Consider the following 18,911-nt stretch of genomic DNA (forward strand, 5'->3'; position numbering starts at 1 on the left):
CAGTTAATGTCAGTTCGGGCCGGGTAGTGGCGGTATTGGCCGGACGGTGGCGGCGTCAGTGGGCAACACGAACCGCCTGCGCAGCCGCCCGGGCGCGCTGGCGCGCGACAGCCACAGTGGGACCAGTCGCCACCGCTACGCCCATGCGACGCCCCGGGTGCGCCACCGGCTTGCCGAAGAGCCGCAGATCCACGCCGGGCACCGCCAAGGCGGCATCCACACCAGTGAAGAGCACGCCCTGACCGGGCCTGGACTCCCCGGTGGCCTTGACCACGGCGGAGGCGCCCGGCGAGCGCAGCGACGTATCGACCGGCAGACCCAGCAGAGCGCGCGCGTGGAGCTCGAACTCGCTGAGCCTCTGGCTGGCCATGGTCACCAGGCCGGTGTCGTGCGGGCGGGGCGAGACCTCGGAGAAAAGAACCTCCTCACCGCAGACGAACAGCTCGACGCCGAACAGGCCCCAACCGCCCAGGGCCGTCGTCACCGCGCGGGCCATCTCCTGGGCGCGCTCCTGGGCCCCGGCGGGCAGCGCCTGCGGCTGCCAGGACTCGACGTAGTCGCCGTCGACCTGGCGGTGCCCAATGGGCTGGCAAAAGCTCGTTACCGTCTCGCCGCTGGCGGCGTCCCGGGAGCGGACCGTCAGCAGGGTGATCTCGGTGTCGAACTCCACGAAGCCCTCAACGATGACCCGCCCCCGGTCCACCCGGGAGTCGGTGGCCGCGTAGCGCCATGCCGCCTCCAAGTCCCCCGGGCCGCGCAGCACCGACTGGCCGTGCCCCGAGGAGGACATGACCGGTTTGACCACGCAGGGGTAGCCGACCCGGGCGGCGCCGGCGGCGAGCTCGGCCGGGCTGGAGGCGAAAACATAAGGGCTCGTGGGCAGGCCGAGCTCCTCGGCGGCCAGGCGGCGGATCCCCTCGCGATCCATGGTCAGGCGCGCGGCGCGCGCGGTGGGGACCACACGCACTTCACCGGCCTCCTCCAGAGCCACCAGCGCCCCGGTAGCCAGCGCCTCGATCTCCGGGATAACGATCCTCGCGCCCGTGGAGCGGATCGCGGCGGTTAACGCCTGCGGGTCGGACATGTCCACCGTCAGCGCGTTGTGGGCAACATGCTGAGCCGGGGCACCGTCATAGCGGTCAATGGCGGTAACCTCCACGCCCAGCCGCGTCAGGGCGATAGCGACCTCCTTGCCGATCTCACCGCCCCCAAGAAGGACGGCCTGGGTGGCGCTGGAGGACCAGGGCGTACCAATGACGCCGGGGGCGGTCGTAGTCATATTGTGCTCCTCGGGGCCGGGGCGGCGGCATTGTGCCCGACGCACGCCGGACAGCCCCACGCTACCCAAGGACGGCGCACGCAGCCCCACCGCGTCAGTGCGGCGCGCCGCGCCCACCAGGCGCCGCGCCCATAGCCAGGAATAGGGGGAGGCGGGCGAGCGCCCAGGACCGCATCCACCACGCCCCGGGCCCGGTTCACCCCGGCCGGGCTGTGGCCCATGCCATGCTTGGCTCATGGACGCCGACGACCGACCCCCGACCTCCGGGCGCGCACCGCACCCCAACACGGCCTCGGGCCGTGATCCCCTCAGGGACACCGTGCCGACCGAGATCCCGGCGATTGACGACGCCGCACCGCCCGTGCCCCGCGCCCAGCGCCCCGAGATGATCATTGTGACCGGCATGTCCGGGGCCGGGCGCTCGCGCGCGGCCATGGCCCTGGAGGACCTCGACTGGTACGTCGTCGACAACCTCCCGCCCCAGCTCCTGCCCGCGCTGGCGGGCATGATGACAACGGTCGGCGCCGGGGTGCACCGTCTGGCAGCCGTCGTCGACGTGCGCACCCGTGAGTTCTTCGCGTCCTTCATGGACTACCTCAAAGAATTGCGCAGCTCGGGCATTGATGTGCGGCTCATCTTCCTGGACGCCTCCGACGCCTCCCTGGTGCGGCGCTTCGAATCCTCCCGCCGCCCCCACCCCCTACAGGGCACGGGCTCGATCCTGGGCGGTATTGAGTACGAGCGCACCCTGCTGGGCGGCCTCAGGGCCATGGCGGACATGGTGATCGACACCTCTGACTACTCCGTGCACGATTTGGCGCGCCGCGTCCGCGAACTCGTCGCCAAGGACTCCGAGCTGGCCCTGCGCATTAATGTCATGAGCTTCGGTTTCAAATACGGGCTGCCCATGGACGCCGACCACGTCCTGGATGTGCGGTTCATTCCCAACCCCTTCTGGGTGGCCGAGCTGCGGCACTTGACGGGCCGCGACGATCCCGTGGCCGAATACGTCTTCAGACAGGAGGGGGCGGCGGCCTTCGTCGATGGCTATGCCGACCTGCTCGCGCCGGCCCTACCGCGCTACATCGACGAGCTCAAGCCCTTCGTGACCATCGCCGTGGGCTGCACCGGGGGCAAGCACCGTTCTGTGGCCTCCGCCGAGCGCATTGCGACGCGCCTGCGCTCCAAGGGATTCGCGGTGGTGGCCCAGCATCGGGACCTGGGACGGGAGTAGGACAGGAGCAAGGACATGGGTACCACCATTGATGCTGAAGGCTGGCCCCGGCGAGGGGAGGAGGGCCCCGCCGTCGTGGCCCTGGGAGGAGGGCACGGCCTGTCAGCAACGTTGCGGGCCCTGAGTCACGTCACGCACCGCCCCACGGCCGTCGTCACAGTCGCCGACGACGGCGGGTCCTCGGGGCGCCTGCGCCGCGAGTTCGACTGCCTTCCGCCAGGGGACCTGCGCATGGCACTGGCGGCCCTGTGCGACGAATCGGAGTGGGGCCTGACCTGGAGGGATGTCCTCCAGCACCGCTTCGAGGGCGAGGGAGAGCTGGATAACCACGCCCTGGGCAACCTTCTCATCCTGGCCCTGTGGCAGCTCCTGGGCGACGAGGTCGAGGGCCTGGCCTGGGTGGGTCGTCTCTTGTCGATCCACGGCCGCGTGGTCCCCATGAGCGCCGCCCCACTGGTGATCGAAGCCGACATCGTTAACGACGGGCGGCGCCGCCGTGTCTCGGGCCAGGTGGCCGTGGCCACCGCCCGGGGGCGCATGGAGAACGTCAGAGTGGTTCCCGAAGACGCCGACGCCCACCCTGAGGCGGTACGCGCCATTGAGGAGGCCGAGTGGGTGGTACTGGGACCGGGATCCTGGTACACCTCCGTTCTGCCGCATCTCATTCTGCCCGCCATGCGCCGAGCCCTGGTGAGCACCAAGGCCCGTAAGGTCGTGGTGCTCAATCTTTCCGAGCAGCGCGGGGAGACCGACGGCATGACCGCCGCGGACCACCTGCGGGTTTTATCGGAGTACGCTCCAGACCTGCGCCTGGACGTGATTCTGGCCGACCCTTCCGCAGTAGAAGACCTCGGCGACCTCGCCAGGGTGTCCGCCTCCATGGGGGCCTCCCTGGTGCTCCGTCAGGTGCGCATTGACTCATCTGTATGCCAACATGACCCCCTACGGCTGGCGGCCGCCTTCCGGGACGCCTTCGATGGTGTTGTCGGGGACGTCGCCTCTGGCGATGATCCAGGGGACTGAGCGGCAGTCGATCTCGCACACGAGCCGGGGAGGATGAAGACTAGTGGAGGAGTACCGCCCATGTCACTGACCGTGACCGTCAAGGACGAGCTGGCGCGAACAAGAGTGGACAACGCCGCCCAACGCCGGGCAGAGGTCGCCTCCATGCTCCGCTTCGGCGGGGGCCTGCACATTGTCCAGGGGCGCATTGTCGTGGAGGCCGAACTCGACCACGGCGCGGCCGCGCGCCGCCTCCATCACGAGCTCAAAGACCTATTCGGCATGGATCCCGAGGTGATGGTCGTTCAGGCCGGCTCTCTTCACCGGGGCTCGCGCTACATCCTGCGCGTCACCGAGCGGGGCAAGGATCTGGCCCGCCTGACCGGCCTGGTCGACGGGCACGGCCGGCCCGTGCGCGGCATGCCGGTGGCCGTGGTACAGGGCGGACGCAATGCCGCCGCCGCGGCCTGGCGGGGCGCCTTCCTGGCCCGGGGGTCACTGACCGAGCCTGGGCGGTCCTCCGCCCTGGAGGTCACCTGTCCGGGCTCTGAGGCGGCGCTGGCCCTGGTGGGGGCCGCGCGCCGCTTCGATGTGGCGGCCAAGGCCCGAGAGGTGCGCGGCGCCGACCGGGTGGTGGTGCGCGACGGCGAGGCCATTGGCGTTCTGCTGGAGCGCATGGGCGCGGTCGCCGCCTTCAAGACCTGGGGTGAGCGCCGCAGTCGCCGCGAGTCCCGGGGCACCGCCAACCGTCTGGCGAACTTTGACGACGCCAATCTGCGCCGTTCGGCGCGCGCCGCCGTCGCCTCCGGGGCGCGCGTGGAGCGGGCCTTCGAGATCCTGGGAGACGACATCCCCTCCCACCTGCAGGAGGCCGGGCGGTTGCGGGTCCAGCACAAGCAGGCCAGCCTGGAGGAGTTGGGACAGCTCTCCGAGCCCCAGTTGACCAAGGACGCGGTGGCCGGACGGATCCGTCGTCTTCTGGCCATGGCCGACAAGCGCGCCCACGAGTTGGGCGTGCCCGACACCGAGTCCGTGCTCACCCAGGAAATGCTCGACCTGTGAGCCGCTGAGCCCACCGCCTCGGGCCTGCGCCGCCCCGCCGAGGGCGGGCCGAACGCGACCACCAGAATCACCCAGAATCACCGCCCCCGGCGCATGGCACCACCGCTTCTCCGCCAGGCCGGCCGCGGCGGCGGGCCGGGTCGCGCCGTCTCGCAGAATGAGCACAGGAATGCAGATGTGGGACCTGGGTCCTGCGCCCGGGGCGAAACCACGCGCACTTGCAGTGGCCGTTGCGGGCTCGGCTGAACTTTTCGCCCTTGGCGTGTGCAGACAGCCACCTTGTGACCGCCCGCACGCTACACTCGCGTGTGCCGGACCCGAGGTGGTCGTTGATCCTGACGGTCCGGGGCACAGCACAGTGCACACCCCACCATCGACCGTGCGCCACAGCCGGCGCACTAGGAGGACACAAAGTGACCACCCGCGTTGGTATCAACGGCTTTGGCCGTATTGGCCGCAACTTCTTCCGCGCCGCCCTTGAGCAGGGCGCGGACATTGAGGTTGTTGCCGTCAATGACCTGACCGACAACAAGACCCTTGCTCACCTCCTCAAGTACGACTCCATCACGGGACGCTTCGACGGTGAGGTCTCCTACGACGAGGAAGGCATTATCGTCAACGGCAAGCACATTAAGGTGCTCGCCCAGCGCAACCCCGCCGACCTGCCCTGGGGCGACCTGGGCGTCGAGGTGGTCGTGGAGTCCACCGGCTTCTTCACCGACGGAGAGAAGGCCAAGGCCCACATCGACGCCGGCGCCAAGAAGGTCGTCATCTCGGCTCCCGCCAAGAACGTCGACGGCACCTTCGTCATGGGCGTCAACGAGGGCGACTACGACAACGCCACGATGAACATCGTGTCCAACGCCTCGTGCACCACCAACTGCCTCGCCCCCCTGGCCAAGGTTCTCCACGAGAACTTCGGCATCGAGCGCGGCATTATGACCACCATCCACTCCTACACCGGCGACCAGCGCGTCCTCGACGCCCCCCACAAGGACCTGCGTCGCGCCCGCGCCGCCGCCCTCAACATGATCCCGACCAAGACCGGTGCCGCCCAGGCCGTGGCCCTGGTCCTCCCCGAGCTCAAGGGCAAGTTCGACGGTCTGGCCGTGCGCGTCCCCACCCCGACCGGCTCGCTGACCGACCTCACCTTCGTGGCTGAGAAGGAGGTCTCCGTCGAGGCCGTCAAGGCCGCGGTGAAGAAGGCCGCCGAGGGCGAGCTCGAGGGCGTCCTGGAGTACACCGAGGACCCGATCGTCTCCACCGACATTGTGGGCGACTCGCACACCTCGATCTTCGACGCCTCTGAGACCAAGGTCATTGGCAACCTCGTCAAGGTCCTCTCCTGGTACGACAACGAGTGGGGCTACTCCAACGCCCTGGTCCGCCTGACCGCCCTGGTCGGCTCCAAGCTCGCCTGAGACCACGCTGAGAACATGTCTCTTTAAGGGATCGCGCCCGCGCACGCACACTGCGTGCGCGGGCGCAGTCCGTGGAGGGGCGCCGCCCGGCGGCAGGCGCCTCCTCGCCCGGCCCGACTCCGTCGTCGGCCCGGGCACCCCTTACACACCACCCCGACCGATAATGAGGTTTCGCATGAAGACCATCGAGTCCCTGGGCGAGCTCAAGGGCAAGCGCGTCCTGGTCCGCTCCGACTTCAACGTCCCCCTGGACGCCGACAAGAACATTACCGACGACGGCCGCATCCAGGCCGCCCTGCCAACCCTGCGCGCCCTGCTGGACGCGGGCGCCAAGGTCGTCATTGTCGCCCACCTGGGCCGCCCCAAGGGCAAGGTCAACCCCGACTACTCGCTGGCCCCCGTGGCCAAGCGCCTGGCCGAGGTCACCGGCGCCAAGGTCACCCTGGCCGAGGACACGGTCGGGGAGTCCGCCAAGGCCGCGGTGGCCGCCATGAAGGACGGCGAGATCGTCCTGCTGGAGAACGTGCGCTTCAACGCCGCCGAGACGTCCAAGGTGGATGCCGAGCGCGAGGCCTTCGCCGCTGAGCTGGCCGCCCTGGCCGACGTCTTCGTCTCCGACGGATTCGGCGTCGTGCACCGCAAGCAGGCCTCGGTCTACGACGTCGCCAAGGTCCTCCCGGCCGCCTCCGGGCTCCTGGTGCTCAAGGAGATCGAGTCCCTGGGCCGTGCCGTCAACAACCCCGAGCGCCCCTACACGGTGGTTCTCGGCGGCTCCAAGGTCTCCGACAAACTCGGTGTCATCTCCAACCTCCTGGGCAAGGCCGACCGCCTCCTCATCGGTGGCGGCATGGCCTACACCTTCCTGGCCGCCAAGGGCTACGAGGTCGGCTCCTCCCTGCTGGAGAAGGAGCAGATCGAGACCGTCAAGGGCTACATGGAGACCGCCAAGGCCAACGGCGTCGAGCTGCTCCTGCCCGTGGACACGGTCGTCGCCCCGGTCTTCGCCGCCGACGCCCCTGCCACCGTGGTTCCCTCTAACGAGATCCCCGCCGACCAGATGGGCTTGGACATTGGTCCCAAGACCCGTGAGCTCTTCGCCGACGCCATTGCCACCTCTAAGACCGTGGTGTGGAACGGCCCCATGGGCGTCTTCGAGTTCGAGGCCTTCGCCGCCGGCACCAAGGCAGTGGCCAAGGCGATCTCCGAGTCGGACGCCTTCTCCGTCATCGGTGGCGGTGACTCCGCCGCCGCCGTGCGCACCTTGGGCTTCGACGAGTCCACGTTCTCCCACATCTCCACCGGTGGTGGCGCCTCCCTTGAGCTTCTCGAGGGCAAGACGCTGCCCGGAATCGCTGTCCTGGACGACTGAAGGAACACCGCAATGAGTAACCGCACCCCGCTAATGGCGGGCAACTGGAAGATGAACCTCGACCACCTCGAGGCCACCCACCTCGTCCAGGCCCTGGCCATGGACCTGAAGGACAACGACCACGACTACGCCAAGTGCGAGGTCCTGGTCATCCCGCCCTTCACGGACATCCGTTCGGTTCAGACCAGCGTCGAGGCGGACTCCCTGGGCATTAAGTACGGCGCTCAGGACGTGTCCACCCACGACAAGGGCGCCTACACCGGTGAGATCTCTACCGCCATGCTCACCAAGCTCGGCTGCACCTACGTGGTCATGGGCCACTCCGAGCGCCGCGAGTACCATGGCGAGTCCGACGAGCTGGTCGGCGCCAAGGCCCGCAAGGTCCTGGACGCGGGCATGACCCCGATCCTGTGCTGCGGCGAGGCCCTGGAGATTCGCAAGGCCGGCACCCACGTCGAGTTCGTTCTGGCCCAGATCCGCGCCGCCCTGGCTGGTTGGCAAGCTGAGGACGTCGCCAAGATCGTCATCGCCTATGAGCCCATCTGGGCCATTGGCACCGGTGAGACGGCCACCGCCGAGGACGCCCAGGAGGTCTGCGGGGCCATTCGCGAGGCCCTGCGCGCCGACTACGGCGAGGACACCGCCGAGGCCACCCGCATTCTCTACGGCGGCAGCGCCAAGCCGGGCAACATTAAGGAGCTCATGGCTCAGGCCGACATTGATGGCGCCCTTGTTGGCGGCGCCTCACTGAAGGCCGATTCCTTCGGGGCCATGGCCCGCTTCTACGCCTGATCGCGCGCCGGCGCACCAGACGTACCCCGCCGGGGTCCGGACACCTCACAGCCAGGTGCTCGGACCCCGGCGGGCATCTCGGGTAGAGTCGGGCCGGGCCGCGGCTGCGCGCCGGGCCTCGCGCGACACCGACGAAGGGACCACGACATGAACATCCTGCGCATTGCTCTTCAGGTGCTGCTCGTGCTCTCGAGCTTCTTCCTCATTATGTCGATCCTCCTGCACAAGGGGAAGGGCGGCGGCCTGTCGGACATGTTCGGGGGCGGTGTTTCCTCTTCGGCGGGCACCTCTGGTGTCGCCGAGCGGAACCTGGACCGCATTACGGTTGGCGTGGCCCTGGTGTGGGTCGCCACCATTGTGGGGCTGGGGCTCCTCACCAAGTTCTTCCCCGACGGCGGCGGGGATACCGCCGACTCGATTGTCGTGGGCCTGGGCCTGGCCTCTGGTCTTCTCCCCAGTTGAGAACCGGCCACGGACACCGCCCAGAACCCACTGACCCCGCCCAGGGACGCACTCGAGCGCACCCTGCGCGGGTACTTGGCGCACCTGCGCGTTGAACGCGGGTTGAGCCCTAATACTCTGAGCGCCTACGAACGGGATTTGAGCCGTTACGCCGATTTCCTGCGGGCTCACGGCACCATGGACCCCGGCCAGGCCACTGAGGAGGACGTCACCGACTTCCTTCAGGCCCTGCGCACCGGCCGGGACGGCGGCAGGGCGCTGGCCTCCTCCTCGGCCTCCCGGACGGTGACGGCGGTGCGCGGCTGGCATCGTTTCCTCCACGAAGAAGGCCTGACGGATGATGATCCGTCTGCGGCCGTGCACCCCCCGCAGGTGGGCCGGCGCCTGCCCAAGGCCCTGACCGTTTCAGAGGTCCAGCGCCTGCTGGAGTCCGCTGGTGGCGACGACTCCCCGGCCGGCCTGCGCGACCGGGCCCTGCTGGAACTGCTCTACGCCACCGGTGCGCGCATCTCTGAGGCCGTGGGCCTGGTCGTGGACGACCTGGATGCCTCCACCGGCTGCCTGCGCCTGCTGGGCAAGGGGCGCAAGGAGCGCATTGTGCCCATGGGGGCCTGCGCCTGGCGGGCCCTGGAGGCCTATCTGGTCCGGGGACGCCCCGAGCTGGCCTCCAAGGGCAGGGGAGTGCCCGAGGTCTTCCTCAACACCCTGGGCCGTCCGCTCTCACGCCAGAGCGCCTGGGGAGTACTTCAGCAGGCCGCCCAGCGCGCTCAGTTGAGCGGGCCGGACGCCCCCCAGGAGCGCAGCATCTCCCCGCACACCCTGCGCCACTCCTTCGCCACGCACCTGCTGGCCGGCGGCGCGGACGTGCGCGTAGTCCAGGAGATGCTCGGGCACGCCTCAGTCACCACCACCCAGATCTATACGAAAGTCACCGTCAACCAGCTGCGCGAGGTCTACGCCACCAGCCATCCCCGTGCCCTGGGTTGAGTCCGAACCGCACTGCTTATCCGGTTTTCCCGCCCTCGGCACCGGCGGGTGCAAGCCGGTTTCACCGGCGTTCCGACATGAGGTACAACGGCCCGCGCGCGGGTCGAAGCCGTTACCGGGCCAGTGTCGACTAGGCTGACGTTTGTGAACGACTCCGATCACCCTGGACTGCTTGATAGGCCCTCTTCCGAGGAGAAGAAAGAGGAGGGGAGAGTCTTTCCCGACCCTGCGCCACTGGAGTCGCACGGGCCGGCCCGCGTCATTTCGATGTGCAACCAGAAAGGCGGCGTCGGCAAAACCACCACCACAATCAACCTGGGCGCCGCTCTGGCCGAGTATGGCCGCAAGATCCTCATCGTCGACTTCGACCCCCAAGGGGCCGCCAGCGCGGGGCTGGGGATCAACGCCCACGAGTTGGACTCCACCGTCTATGACGTGCTGGTGGCCGCCCGCCCTGATGTGCGCCCCATCATCCAGCCCACCACCACACCGGGCCTGGACATTGTGCCGGCCAATATCGACCTGTCCGCCGCTGAAGTCCAACTCGTCAATGAGGTGGCCCGCGAGCAGGCCCTGGTTCGCGTGCTGCGCCCCATCCTGGACGACTACGACGCCATTTTAGTGGATTGTCAGCCTTCTCTGGGGCTGCTGACTATCAACGCCCTGACCGCTTCCCACGGCGTTATTATCCCCTTGGAGACCGAGTTCTTCGCCTTGCGCGGCGTGGCCCTGCTAGTGGAGACCGTGGACCGGGTGCGGGACCGGCTCAACCCCCGGTTACAGATTGACGGCATCCTGGCCACCATGGTTGATCCGCGCACTCTGCACTCCCGGGAGGTCCTGGAGCGTTTGGCCCAAGCCTTCAGCGACAAGCTTTTCGATACCCGCATCCGGCGCACCATTAAGTTCCCGGACGCCTCCGTGGCCAGTGAACCGATCACCAGCTACGCCCCTTCCCACCCCGGTGCTGAGGCTTACCGCCGCCTGGCCCGGGAGCTCATTGACCGCGGCAATGTCGCTTAACCCGGCGGTCGGCCCCCCGGCACCCCCTGGGCCGCCCCCGCAGTCCCATACCGCTGCGGTCCGGCTGCCCGGTTTCTCGGTGAACCTGCCCCAGTTCGAGGGTCCTTTCGACCTGCTCCTGGCCCTGATCGCCCGCCGCCGGCTCGATGTCACCGAACTGGCCCTGGCAGAGGTCACCGACGACTTCATCGCCCACATGCGCGCCGACTGGGACCTGGGGCGCGCCAGCGAATTCCTGGTCGTGGCCGCCACGCTCCTGGCGCTTAAAGCCCACCAGCTCCTGCCCCACGAACCCGGGGAGCCCGACGAGGACCTGGAGCTCCTGGAGGCCCGGGACCTGCTCTTCGCCCGCCTGCTGCAGTACCGGGCCTACAAGCAGGCGGCGGCGGACCTGCGCGACCGCGCCGAGGACGCCGCCCGCTGCCATCCCCGTGTCGTGGGGCTGGAACCCCACCTGGCGGCCCTCCTGCCCCGGCTCGTGTCCACTATCACCCCGCAGGGGCTTGCCCGCATGGCGGCCGCCGCCCTCACCCGCCCCGCCGACCCGGGCGTCCAGACCGTCCACCTCCATGAGCGCGTGCCCGTGGGGGAGCAGATGAACCTCATGGCCCTGCGGCTGCGCCAGTGGGGTGCGACGACCTTCACCGAGCTCATTGAGGGGGCCACCAGCACTGCCGTGGTTGTGGCCCGGTTCCTGGCCCTGCTCATTTTGCACCGCCAGGGCAGTGTCGAGTTGGACCAGGAGACGCCCATGGGGGAGATCCGAGTGACCTGGTGCGGCCCCGACAACGACCTGAGCGGCATGATAGGACCCGACGTGGAGGAGGAGTTCGCATGAGCCGGCATCAGGACGCCCCGGTGGTGCCCCGCGATCAATTGCGCGCCGCCGCCGAGGCCATCCTCGTCGTCGCCGATGAGCCCGTGCCCACCAGCGCCCTGGCCGAGGCCCTCGGGTTGGACGAGCCGGCGGCCACGGGGCTCATGAAGGACCTTGCCGCCGAGTACCGGGGGCGGGCCCCCGGGGCCCGCGTCCATGGGTTCGTCTTGCGCCGCGCCGCCGGGGGCTGGCGCCTGGCCTCGGCCCCTGAGCACTCCGGGCTGGTCGAGCGCTTCGTGGTGGGCGGGGCCACCGCCCGCTTGAGTCAGGCCGCTCTGGAGACCCTGGCCGTCATCGCCTACCGCCAGCCGGTGACCCGCGCGCGCATTGCCGCCATCCGTGGGGTCAATGTCGACTCGGTGGTGCGCACCCTCCAGGCCCGGGGTTTAATCGAGGAGGTTGGCGCTGAGCCCACTGGGGCGCTGCTGTACCGCACCACCACCGAGTTCTTGGAGTTCCTGGGCATTGACACCCTGGAGGAGTTGGCGCCACTGGCGCCCTATCTGCCCGACGCCTCGACACTGGGCGAAATCGAGACCGAGATGACAGCGAGGAGTCTGACGTGAGCGCACGCGACCTGCCCCACCAGGGCGACTTCGGAACTGAGGAGTTCTACGACCCCGACGACGTCGAGGAGCTTGACGAGGACGCCGACCCGAGGCTCTTGGCCTCCTTTGACGCTGAAGCCCTGGGGGAGGATGAGGAGGCCGAACTGGTCGCCTCCCGCCGGCGGGCCGGGCGCGGAGGGGTCGAGGACCCGCACGTGGCCGGTGGCCAGCGCCTCCAGAAGGTCCTGGCCCACGCCGGCCTGGCCTCTCGGCGCGCCTGCGAGCAGATGATTGCCGCCGGGCGGGTGAGTGTGGACGGAGTCGTGGTCACTGAGCCGGGCCTGCGCGTGGACCCCGTATCCCAGGAGATCCGTGTCGATGGCTCCCGGCTGCTCACCAACCCGGAGATCATTACCCTCATGGTGCACAAGCCCGCTGGAGTGGTCGTCACCATGGAGGACCCCCAGGGGCGGCCCACGGTCGCCCAGTACGCCCAGCGGTGGGTGGCCGAGCACGCCCAGGAGCTTGGGGCGCCCGGGGGCGTCCGCCTGGTCCACGTGGGGCGCCTGGACACTGAAACGGAAGGGCTGTTGCTGCTGTCCAACGACGGCGAGCTTTCCCACCGCCTCATGCACCCCAGCTTCGAGGTCGCCAAAACTTATGTGGCCATCGTCCAGGGACGGGTGGAGCCGTGGGTGCCGCGCAAGCTCAAGCGCGGCATCGAGCTGGAGGACGGCCCGGTACGGGCCGACCGGGTCGTGGTCAAGGACACCGGGCCACGCGGCTCCATTGTGGAGATCACCCTGCATTCGGGGAAGAACCGGATCGTGCGGCGCATGTTCGACGCCGTGGGCCACCCGGTCATCCGTCTGTCACGCACCAGGCTCGGGCCCCTGCGCATTGGCTCCCTCAAGCCCGGGGCGGTGCGGGCCCTCAGCGGCGAGGAGATCACGGCCCTGCAGCAGGAGGTCGGGCTGTGATGCCGGCTCCCGACGCCGATGCGCCCCGGGCGGCGCCCATAATGTCGACCACCGGCCCGGTCCTGGTCATTGGCACGGGCCTGTTGGGAACCTCCCTGGCCCTGGCCCTGTCGGGGGCGGGCATCGAGGTCCAGTTAGCCGATACCTCACCGACTTCCCTGGCCCTGGCCCGGGATATGGGTGCCGGGCATCCGCGCAGTCACGACGACGCCGAGCCCCAGATTGTGGTTGTGTCCACGCCCCCCGATGTGGCCGCCCAGGTGGTCCTTGACGCCCTGGCCGCCCACCCTCACGCGGTGGTCACTGACGTGGCCTCCGTCAAGGAGCGTGTGGCCGCCCAGGTGCGCGCCCGCGCCGGCCAGGACGCCGGCCGCTACGTGGGCTCCCATCCCATGGCCGGTCGGGAGCGCTCAGGGGCGGCGGCGGCCGACTCCGACCTCTTCGCCGGGCGCCCCTGGGTGGTGGTGGGCGATGGCGCCACACCCGCCGCCGAACTGGTGGTGCGCAATCTCGCCGTTGACGTGGGCGCCACGCCCGTGCGCATGCGGGCCGCCGAGCACGACACGGCCGTGGCCGCCGTCAGCCACGTGCCCCAGCTGGTCTCCTCCCTGGTGGCCGCCCGCCTGGAGGGGATGCCTGAGACGGCCCTGGCGTTAGCCGGTCAGGGGGTGCGCGACGTCACTCGCATTGCCGCCTCCGACCCGCGCCTGTGGTCGGCGATCGTGGTGGGCAACGCCGGCCCAGTTACCGGCCTTTTGCGCCAGATCCGCCAGGATCTGGACACCCTCATCGCCGGGATTGAGCCGGCCGCCGTCGACCCCGCCGGCCCCGACTACACCGCTCCCGGGCGGGCGGCGACCATTGCCCCTGGTGCCGTCGGCGCGGTCACGGCGATCATGACCCGGGGCAATGCCGGCCGGGCGCGCATCCCCGGCAAGCACGGCGGGGCGCCCAGCCGCTACGCGCAGGTCCAGGTGCTCGTGCCCGACTCCTCCGGCGAGCTTGGCAGGCTTTTCGTTGATGTCGGGGATGCGCGGGTCAATATTGAGGACTTCGCCCTGGAGCACTCCCCGGGGCAGCGCGCCGGCCTGGCCCTGCTGTCGGTACTGCCCGGCGCCGCCCAGCGCCTGGAGAAGGCCCTGGACGCCAAGGGCTGGCGCGTGGTGCGCTCCTGAAGGCACCGGTGAGTTCATGGGCGATAGCGGTGCGGGTGTGGGCGGGGTCATCGGGGTCCGGCGAGTGCGCAGCGAGCTGCGTGTGCGACGCTTGGCCCGGATTGTGTCCACAAGGCCTTGAGGAGGCGCATATGGGTATTGTCGTGGCCATTGACGGGCCGAGCGGCTCGGGCAAGTCCACCGTCTCCAAACGGGTGGCCACCGAGTTGGGCCTGGCCTACCTGGACACTGGGGCCATGTATCGGGCGGCCGCCTGGTGGTGCGAGCATGAGGGTATTAACCTGGCCGACGCCGCCGCCGTCGCCCGCGCCGTGGCGGCCATGCCCCTGGACATGGGGGTGGACCCGCAGGCCCCGGACGTGGTGTGCGACGGGGTGGACATTACTCGGGCCATCCGTGAGCCGCATGTGGCGGCCGTCGTCTCCCAGGTGGCCACGAATTTGGATGTGCGCGCAGAGCTCGCCCGTCTTCAACGCGAGATTATCCGCACCGAGGCCCAAGGGCTGGAGCGCTGCTTCTCCGGTGGCGCCGGGATCGTGGCCGAGGGCCGCGACGTCACCACGGTCATCGCCCCCGATGCCACTGTGCGCCTGCTGATCACGGCCTCGGAGGAGGCGCGCCTGGCGCGCCGGGCCGGGGATCTTCAGGCCGCGGGCAAGAGCGTGAACGCCACCGCCCTGCGCGATCAGGTGGTGCGCCGCGACCGCGATGACGCCACCGTCTCCCAGTTCCTCACCGCACCCGAGGGCGTCACCCTGGTTGACACCTCGCAGATGAGCCTGGAGGAGACCGTCGAGCACGTCCTGGGCCTTATTGAGGCCCGGGTGAACGAGGACGCCGAGCGCGATGCGCAGGATCTGCTGCGCACCCGGGCCCTGCGCGCGGACCTGGAGGGCTACGAGCTCGACGAGGAGGATCTCGTCCTGCTGGGTCAGGACGGGGAGCTGCCCCGCGCCGACGCCGTCGAGCCGGGCCTGCCGGTGCTGGCCGTCCTCGGCCGCCCCAATGTCGGCAAGTCCACGCTCGTCAACCGCGTCCTGGGCCGTCGCGCCGCCGTTGTCCAGGACGTCCCGGGGGTTACTCGCGACCGCGTTTCCTACCCGGCCGAGTGGGCGGGGCGCCGGTTCACCATTGTGGACACCGGCGGCTGGGAGGTTGATGTTAAGGGGCTGCACGCCTCGGTGGCCGCCCAGGCCGAGGCTGCCATGGAGATGGCCGACGCAGTGCTGCTCGTCGTGGACGCCCAGGTCGGCGTCACCGAATCCGACGCCCAGATTGTGCGGATGCTGCGCCGCAGCGGCAAACCGGTGGTTGTGGCCGCCAACAAGGTTGACTCCCCGGCTCAGGAGGGCGACGCCGCCGCCCTGTGGGGCCTCGGTTTGGGCGAGCCCCACTCCGTGTCGGCCCTGCACGGACGTGGCAGTGGCGACGTCTTGGACGCCGTCATGGAGGTCCTGCCCGAGGTCTCGGCTGTCGCGGGCCCCGCCCCCGAGGCGGGCCTGCACCGTATTGTCCTGGTGGGGCGCCCCAATGTCGGCAAGTCCTCTCTGCTGAACTCCATTGCCGGCGCCCAGCGCGTTGTCGTCAATGAGGTCGCCGGAACCACCCGCGACCCGGTCGACGAGGTCATTGAGCTCAATGGGCGCCAGTGGGTGTTCGTCGACACCGCCGGCATCCGCCGCCGCGTGCGTCAGGCGCGGGGAGCCGACTACTACGCGGTGCTGCGGACCCAGGGGGCCATTGAGAAGGCGGAGGTCGCCGTCGTCCTTTTGGACGCCTCCGAGCCGGTGACGGAACAGGATGTGCGCGTCATTGAGCAGGTACTCGACGCTGGACGCGCCCTGGTGCTGGTCAACAATAAGTGGGACCTGGTGGATGAGGAGCGCCAGGCAATGCTGCGCCGGGAGGTCGAGCAGGACCTGGCCCACGTGTCCTGGGCCCCGCACATTAATCTGGCGGCCCGCACCGGCTGGCACACCAACCGGCTTGTGCGCGCCCTGGACGCCGCCCTGGAGGGGTGGACCACGCGCGTGCCCACTGGGCGCCTCAACGGCTTCCTCGGTGAGCTTCAGGCCGCCGCCCCGCACCCGGTGCGCGGTGGTAAGCAGCCCAGGATCCTCTTCGCCACCCAGGTGCAGGTGGCCCCTCCGCGCATTGTCATCTTCACCACCGGCTTCCTGGACGCCGGCTACCGTCGCTTCATTGAGCGCCGCCTGCGCGAGGAGTTCGGCTTCGTGGGCACCCCCATCCAGATCGGGGTGCGCGTGCGGGAGAAGCGGCAGCGTCGCTGACCCCCCTGCCCGTGACAGGGCGGTCCGTCCCCGCCCCGGGCCGTGGGGGGCACCGGGAGTACCTGGCGCCGGGCCGGCCCCGGTGCAATGCTCACCCCTGTTACCGGTACTGGCAAGGAGCACACCATGACGAGCCGTGACGAGCAGGCAGCCCAGGTCTACCACCGCCTCTTCGGGGCAGGAGCCACCGCACCCTTCGAGAAGGACCCCGAGCTCGGCCGGATACTCCAGACCGTCATCTTCAGCGACGTCTTCTCCACCGGGGAACTGTCTGACGCCGAGCGCGAGCTCGCCACAGTAACCGTCCTGGCCACCCTTCAGGCTCTTCCCCAGTTGCGTGCGCACCTGGGGGCCGCCCTGCGCGTGGGCAACGAGCCCCTGACCCTGCGCGAGACCATCTACTCCCTGGCGCCCTTCATCGGCTTCCCGCGTACGCTCAACGCCCTGGGGATCCTGGACGAGGTCCTCCAGGACCACGGCGTCAGCCTCCCGCTGCCGGATGCGGCCACGGTCACGGACGAGGACCGCCACGAGCGCGGGCGCGCCATCCAGGAGCCTCTTTACGGAACGGAGATCGTGGACACCTTCGCGCCCCTGCCCGAGCCCTACGGGCAGGCCGTCCCCGGCTTCCTCACCGACTTCCTCTTCGGTGACCTCTGGACACGTGAGGGCCTGGATGTGGCGACCCGGGAGATCGTGGGCCTGTGCGCCCTGACGGCCCTGGGCCTGGAGCGCCAAGTGCCGCTCCACGTGCGGGGGGCCATTGCGGCCGGCAACAGCCGTGAGAAGATCCTGGCGGTCCTGGTCCAGATCTTCCCATACATAGGCTTCCCCTTGGCCCTCAACGCGATCCGGACGGTCCTGGACCTGGAGGACTGAGCCCCTAAGTGCTTAGTGGGCTCTTGGTGAGCCCGTGGTGGGCCAACGCCGGGCCTCTCCTGCGCCGTCGGCCCGCCTCAGGCCCAGGCCGCGCAGGGAGAGAGGATGCCTGTACCGCCCGGTTCAGGATCCGTACCCGCCCCACGAGCCGCTAGGGTGACCCGCGATGACTGCCCAGAATCCCGCCGCGTCCCGCCCTGTGCTCCCGCACCGGGCCGTCGACCCGGTCATGCTCTTCTTCGACCTCGTCTACGTCTTTCTCATCACCGAGCTCAGCGGCGTCATCCGGGGCGAGCCGGGCTGGACCGGACTCGTTCACGCGGTAGTCCTCCTGGCCCTCCTGTACTGGCAGTGGTGCCTTGTCACCATCCAATCCTCCATCCGCGATGCCTCCACCACTAGGCACCGCTTCACGGTCATGCTCCTCATGCTCATTGCCATGGGCACAGCCGCCGCGGTGCCCCAGGCCTTCGGCGAGCGGGCCATGGTCTTCGCCGTCTCCTGCTGGGGGGCGCGCCTCCTCATTACCGTCATGCTGGCCCGAGGCGAGAACAGCCGCGCCTTCCGCATGGACCTCACGACCACACTCATCCAGGGCCCGCTCCTGCTCGGGGGCGCGGCCCTGGGCGGTACCGTCCAGATGGTCATGTGGGCCGTGGCGGCCCTGTGGGAGATCGCCGGACCGTTCCTCCACGCCGGTGCCATGAGCACCCAGCGCTACGATGTCGGCAACGTCGTCGAACGCTTCAGCCTCCTCATTATCGTGGCCCTGGGCGAGACGGTCGTGTCCATCGCCACCCCGCAGGCCGAGCTCGCCCACCTGGACTGGACCGACCTGGCCAGCCTCGTCACGGCCTTCACCCTGGTGGGTGGTCTGTGGTGGACCTACTTCCACCACAACCTCAACCTTATGGAGCACTACATCTCGCGTGCGACCACACCCTTCTATGCGGTGCGCAGTCTCCTGGTCTACGGGCACCTGGCCCTTGTCGCCGGGTTGATTACCACCGCCGTCGGGCTCCACCACATTATGGCCGAGCCGCACCACTATGTGGACCTGGAGACCTCCATGCTCCTATGCGGCGGCACCCTGGTCTTCATGTCCATGTTCGCGGTCGTCCGGCTGCGCAATGCGCGCAGGTTCTACCACTCCCGCGCCGTGGCCTGCCTGCTCTGCCTCGCGATCGTCCCCCTCGGCCCCCATCTCAGCGGCCTGGTCCTCCTCGGCCTCCTCGCGGCCGTCGTAGTGGGGGAGGGCACCTGGGAGACCCTCGCGCCCCGCAGTGCGGGCGTGCCCCAGCACGATGAGCTCACGCGCCTCGCCGTAGGCGCCTGAACCCCATCGTCTCACGACACAACGGTTCCCCAGCAGCCGGTCTATAAGGGCCGGGCCGGCCGTCCCGCCCTCAGTGACCTAGTGACCGCCTTGTCGCCCTGCTCGCCCTCGTGGGCGCAGCCGTGCGCCCGGGAGTCCCTCCCGTCGACTGGTACCCGGGGTGCCCGGGCGCAAGGAGCTCGCCGGCAGAGGCT

At 69.4% G+C, this 18,911-nt stretch carries 16 protein-coding genes and 1 pseudogene; 16 read left to right on the top strand and 1 reads right to left on the bottom strand.

The window, feature by feature from the left end:
- Window positions 1–55 precede the first annotated feature (55 nt).
- Window positions 56–1,279 (bottom strand): formate-dependent phosphoribosylglycinamide formyltransferase, encoded by a 1,224-nt coding sequence (gene purT, locus EUC46_RS00755; RefSeq protein WP_128772281.1) that lies wholly within the window; start codon window positions 1,277–1,279, stop codon window positions 56–58.
- A gap of 235 nt (window positions 1,280–1,514) precedes the next feature.
- Here purT and rapZ point away from each other — a divergent pair, with 235 nt between their 5' ends.
- From rapZ to EUC46_RS00835, 16 genes and pseudogenes are all read left to right on the top strand, one after another.
- Window positions 1,515–2,513: an RNase adapter RapZ gene (gene rapZ / locus EUC46_RS00760; RefSeq protein WP_128772282.1), complete on the top strand. Its 999-nt coding sequence runs from the start codon at window positions 1,515–1,517 to the stop codon at window positions 2,511–2,513.
- Window positions 2,514–2,528: 15 nt separating this feature from the next.
- Window positions 2,529–3,536 (top strand): gluconeogenesis factor YvcK family protein, encoded by a 1,008-nt coding sequence (locus tag EUC46_RS00765; RefSeq protein ID WP_128772283.1) that lies wholly within the window; start codon window positions 2,529–2,531, stop codon window positions 3,534–3,536.
- Window positions 3,537–3,596: 60 nt separating this feature from the next.
- Window positions 3,597–4,577, top strand: coding sequence for a DNA-binding protein WhiA (gene whiA / locus EUC46_RS00770; RefSeq protein ID WP_128772284.1), 981 nt, complete (start codon window positions 3,597–3,599; stop codon window positions 4,575–4,577).
- 413 nt (window positions 4,578–4,990) lie between these two features.
- Window positions 4,991–5,998, top strand: coding sequence for a type I glyceraldehyde-3-phosphate dehydrogenase (gene gap, locus EUC46_RS00775; RefSeq protein ID WP_128772285.1), 1,008 nt, complete (start codon window positions 4,991–4,993; stop codon window positions 5,996–5,998).
- A gap of 175 nt (window positions 5,999–6,173) precedes the next feature.
- Window positions 6,174–7,367, top strand: a complete 1,194-nt coding sequence (locus EUC46_RS00780; protein WP_128772286.1) for a phosphoglycerate kinase — start codon at window positions 6,174–6,176, stop codon at window positions 7,365–7,367.
- Window positions 7,368–7,379: 12 nt separating this feature from the next.
- Window positions 7,380–8,159 (top strand): triose-phosphate isomerase, encoded by a 780-nt coding sequence (gene tpiA, locus EUC46_RS00785; protein WP_128772287.1) that lies wholly within the window; start codon window positions 7,380–7,382, stop codon window positions 8,157–8,159.
- 147 nt (window positions 8,160–8,306) lie between these two features.
- Window positions 8,307–8,540, top strand: a pseudogene (secG, locus tag EUC46_RS00790) (preprotein translocase subunit SecG); the annotation flags it as partial.
- A 144-nt stretch (window positions 8,541–8,684) separates the two neighbouring features.
- Entirely contained in the window at window positions 8,685–9,608 is a 924-nt protein-coding gene (gene xerD, locus EUC46_RS00795; RefSeq protein ID WP_128772289.1) for a site-specific tyrosine recombinase XerD, read from the top strand.
- A 144-nt stretch (window positions 9,609–9,752) separates the two neighbouring features.
- A complete protein-coding gene (locus tag EUC46_RS00800; protein WP_128772290.1) occupies window positions 9,753–10,631 on the top strand; it encodes a ParA family protein in 879 nt (292 codons plus the stop codon).
- Window positions 10,621–11,469 (top strand): segregation and condensation protein A, encoded by an 849-nt coding sequence (locus EUC46_RS00805; protein WP_128772291.1) that lies wholly within the window; start codon window positions 10,621–10,623, stop codon window positions 11,467–11,469. The genes EUC46_RS00800 and EUC46_RS00805 overlap by 11 nt, the downstream gene beginning before the upstream one ends.
- Window positions 11,466–12,074, top strand: coding sequence for an SMC-Scp complex subunit ScpB (gene scpB, locus EUC46_RS00810; protein ID WP_128772292.1), 609 nt, complete (start codon window positions 11,466–11,468; stop codon window positions 12,072–12,074). Before EUC46_RS00805 ends, scpB begins: the two co-directional genes overlap by 4 nt.
- Window positions 12,071–13,036: a pseudouridine synthase gene (locus EUC46_RS00815; protein WP_206645846.1), complete on the top strand. Its 966-nt coding sequence runs from the start codon at window positions 12,071–12,073 to the stop codon at window positions 13,034–13,036. Before scpB ends, EUC46_RS00815 begins: the two co-directional genes overlap by 4 nt.
- A complete protein-coding gene (locus EUC46_RS00820) occupies window positions 13,036–14,211 on the top strand; it encodes a prephenate dehydrogenase (protein ID WP_128772417.1) in 1,176 nt (391 codons plus the stop codon). The genes EUC46_RS00815 and EUC46_RS00820 overlap by 1 nt, the downstream gene beginning before the upstream one ends.
- Window positions 14,212–14,342: 131 nt before the next feature.
- Window positions 14,343–16,502 (top strand): bifunctional cytidylate kinase/GTPase Der, encoded by a 2,160-nt coding sequence (gene der / locus EUC46_RS00825; protein ID WP_128772293.1) that lies wholly within the window; start codon window positions 14,343–14,345, stop codon window positions 16,500–16,502.
- A 126-nt stretch (window positions 16,503–16,628) separates the two neighbouring features.
- On the top strand, window positions 16,629–17,381 hold the full coding sequence (locus EUC46_RS00830) for a carboxymuconolactone decarboxylase family protein (RefSeq protein WP_128772294.1): 753 nt from the start codon (window positions 16,629–16,631) through the stop codon (window positions 17,379–17,381).
- Window positions 17,382–17,547: 166 nt separating this feature from the next.
- On the top strand, window positions 17,548–18,717 hold the full coding sequence (locus EUC46_RS00835) for a low temperature requirement protein A (RefSeq protein WP_128772295.1): 1,170 nt from the start codon (window positions 17,548–17,550) through the stop codon (window positions 18,715–18,717).
- Window positions 18,718–18,911: the final 194 nt, after the last annotated feature.

Origin of the sequence: Actinomyces oricola (assembly GCF_004104015.1) — a bacterium.
Lineage (GTDB): Bacteria > Actinomycetota > Actinomycetes > Actinomycetales > Actinomycetaceae > Actinomyces > Actinomyces oricola.

Bases quoted from the DNA above. Each gene is read 5' to 3' on its own strand.
- purT (WP_128772281.1), bottom strand. From the start codon at position 1,279: ATGACTACGACCGCCCCCGGCGTCATTGGTACGCCCTGGTCCTCCAGC.
- rapZ (WP_128772282.1), top strand. From the start codon at position 1,515: ATGGACGCCGACGACCGACCCCCGACCTCCGGGCGCGCACCGCACCCC.
- EUC46_RS00765 (WP_128772283.1), top strand. From the start codon at position 2,529: ATGGGTACCACCATTGATGCTGAAGGCTGGCCCCGGCGAGGGGAGGAG.
- whiA (WP_128772284.1), top strand. From the start codon at position 3,597: ATGTCACTGACCGTGACCGTCAAGGACGAGCTGGCGCGAACAAGAGTG.
- EUC46_RS00780 (WP_128772286.1), top strand. From the start codon at position 6,174: ATGAAGACCATCGAGTCCCTGGGCGAGCTCAAGGGCAAGCGCGTCCTG.
- tpiA (WP_128772287.1), top strand. From the start codon at position 7,380: ATGAGTAACCGCACCCCGCTAATGGCGGGCAACTGGAAGATGAACCTC.
- EUC46_RS00805 (WP_128772291.1), top strand. From the start codon at position 10,621: ATGTCGCTTAACCCGGCGGTCGGCCCCCCGGCACCCCCTGGGCCGCCC.
- scpB (WP_128772292.1), top strand. From the start codon at position 11,466: ATGAGCCGGCATCAGGACGCCCCGGTGGTGCCCCGCGATCAATTGCGC.
- EUC46_RS00820 (WP_128772417.1), top strand. From the start codon at position 13,036: ATGCCGGCTCCCGACGCCGATGCGCCCCGGGCGGCGCCCATAATGTCG.
- der (WP_128772293.1), top strand. From the start codon at position 14,343: ATGGGTATTGTCGTGGCCATTGACGGGCCGAGCGGCTCGGGCAAGTCC.
- EUC46_RS00830 (WP_128772294.1), top strand. From the start codon at position 16,629: ATGACGAGCCGTGACGAGCAGGCAGCCCAGGTCTACCACCGCCTCTTC.
- EUC46_RS00835 (WP_128772295.1), top strand. From the start codon at position 17,548: ATGACTGCCCAGAATCCCGCCGCGTCCCGCCCTGTGCTCCCGCACCGG.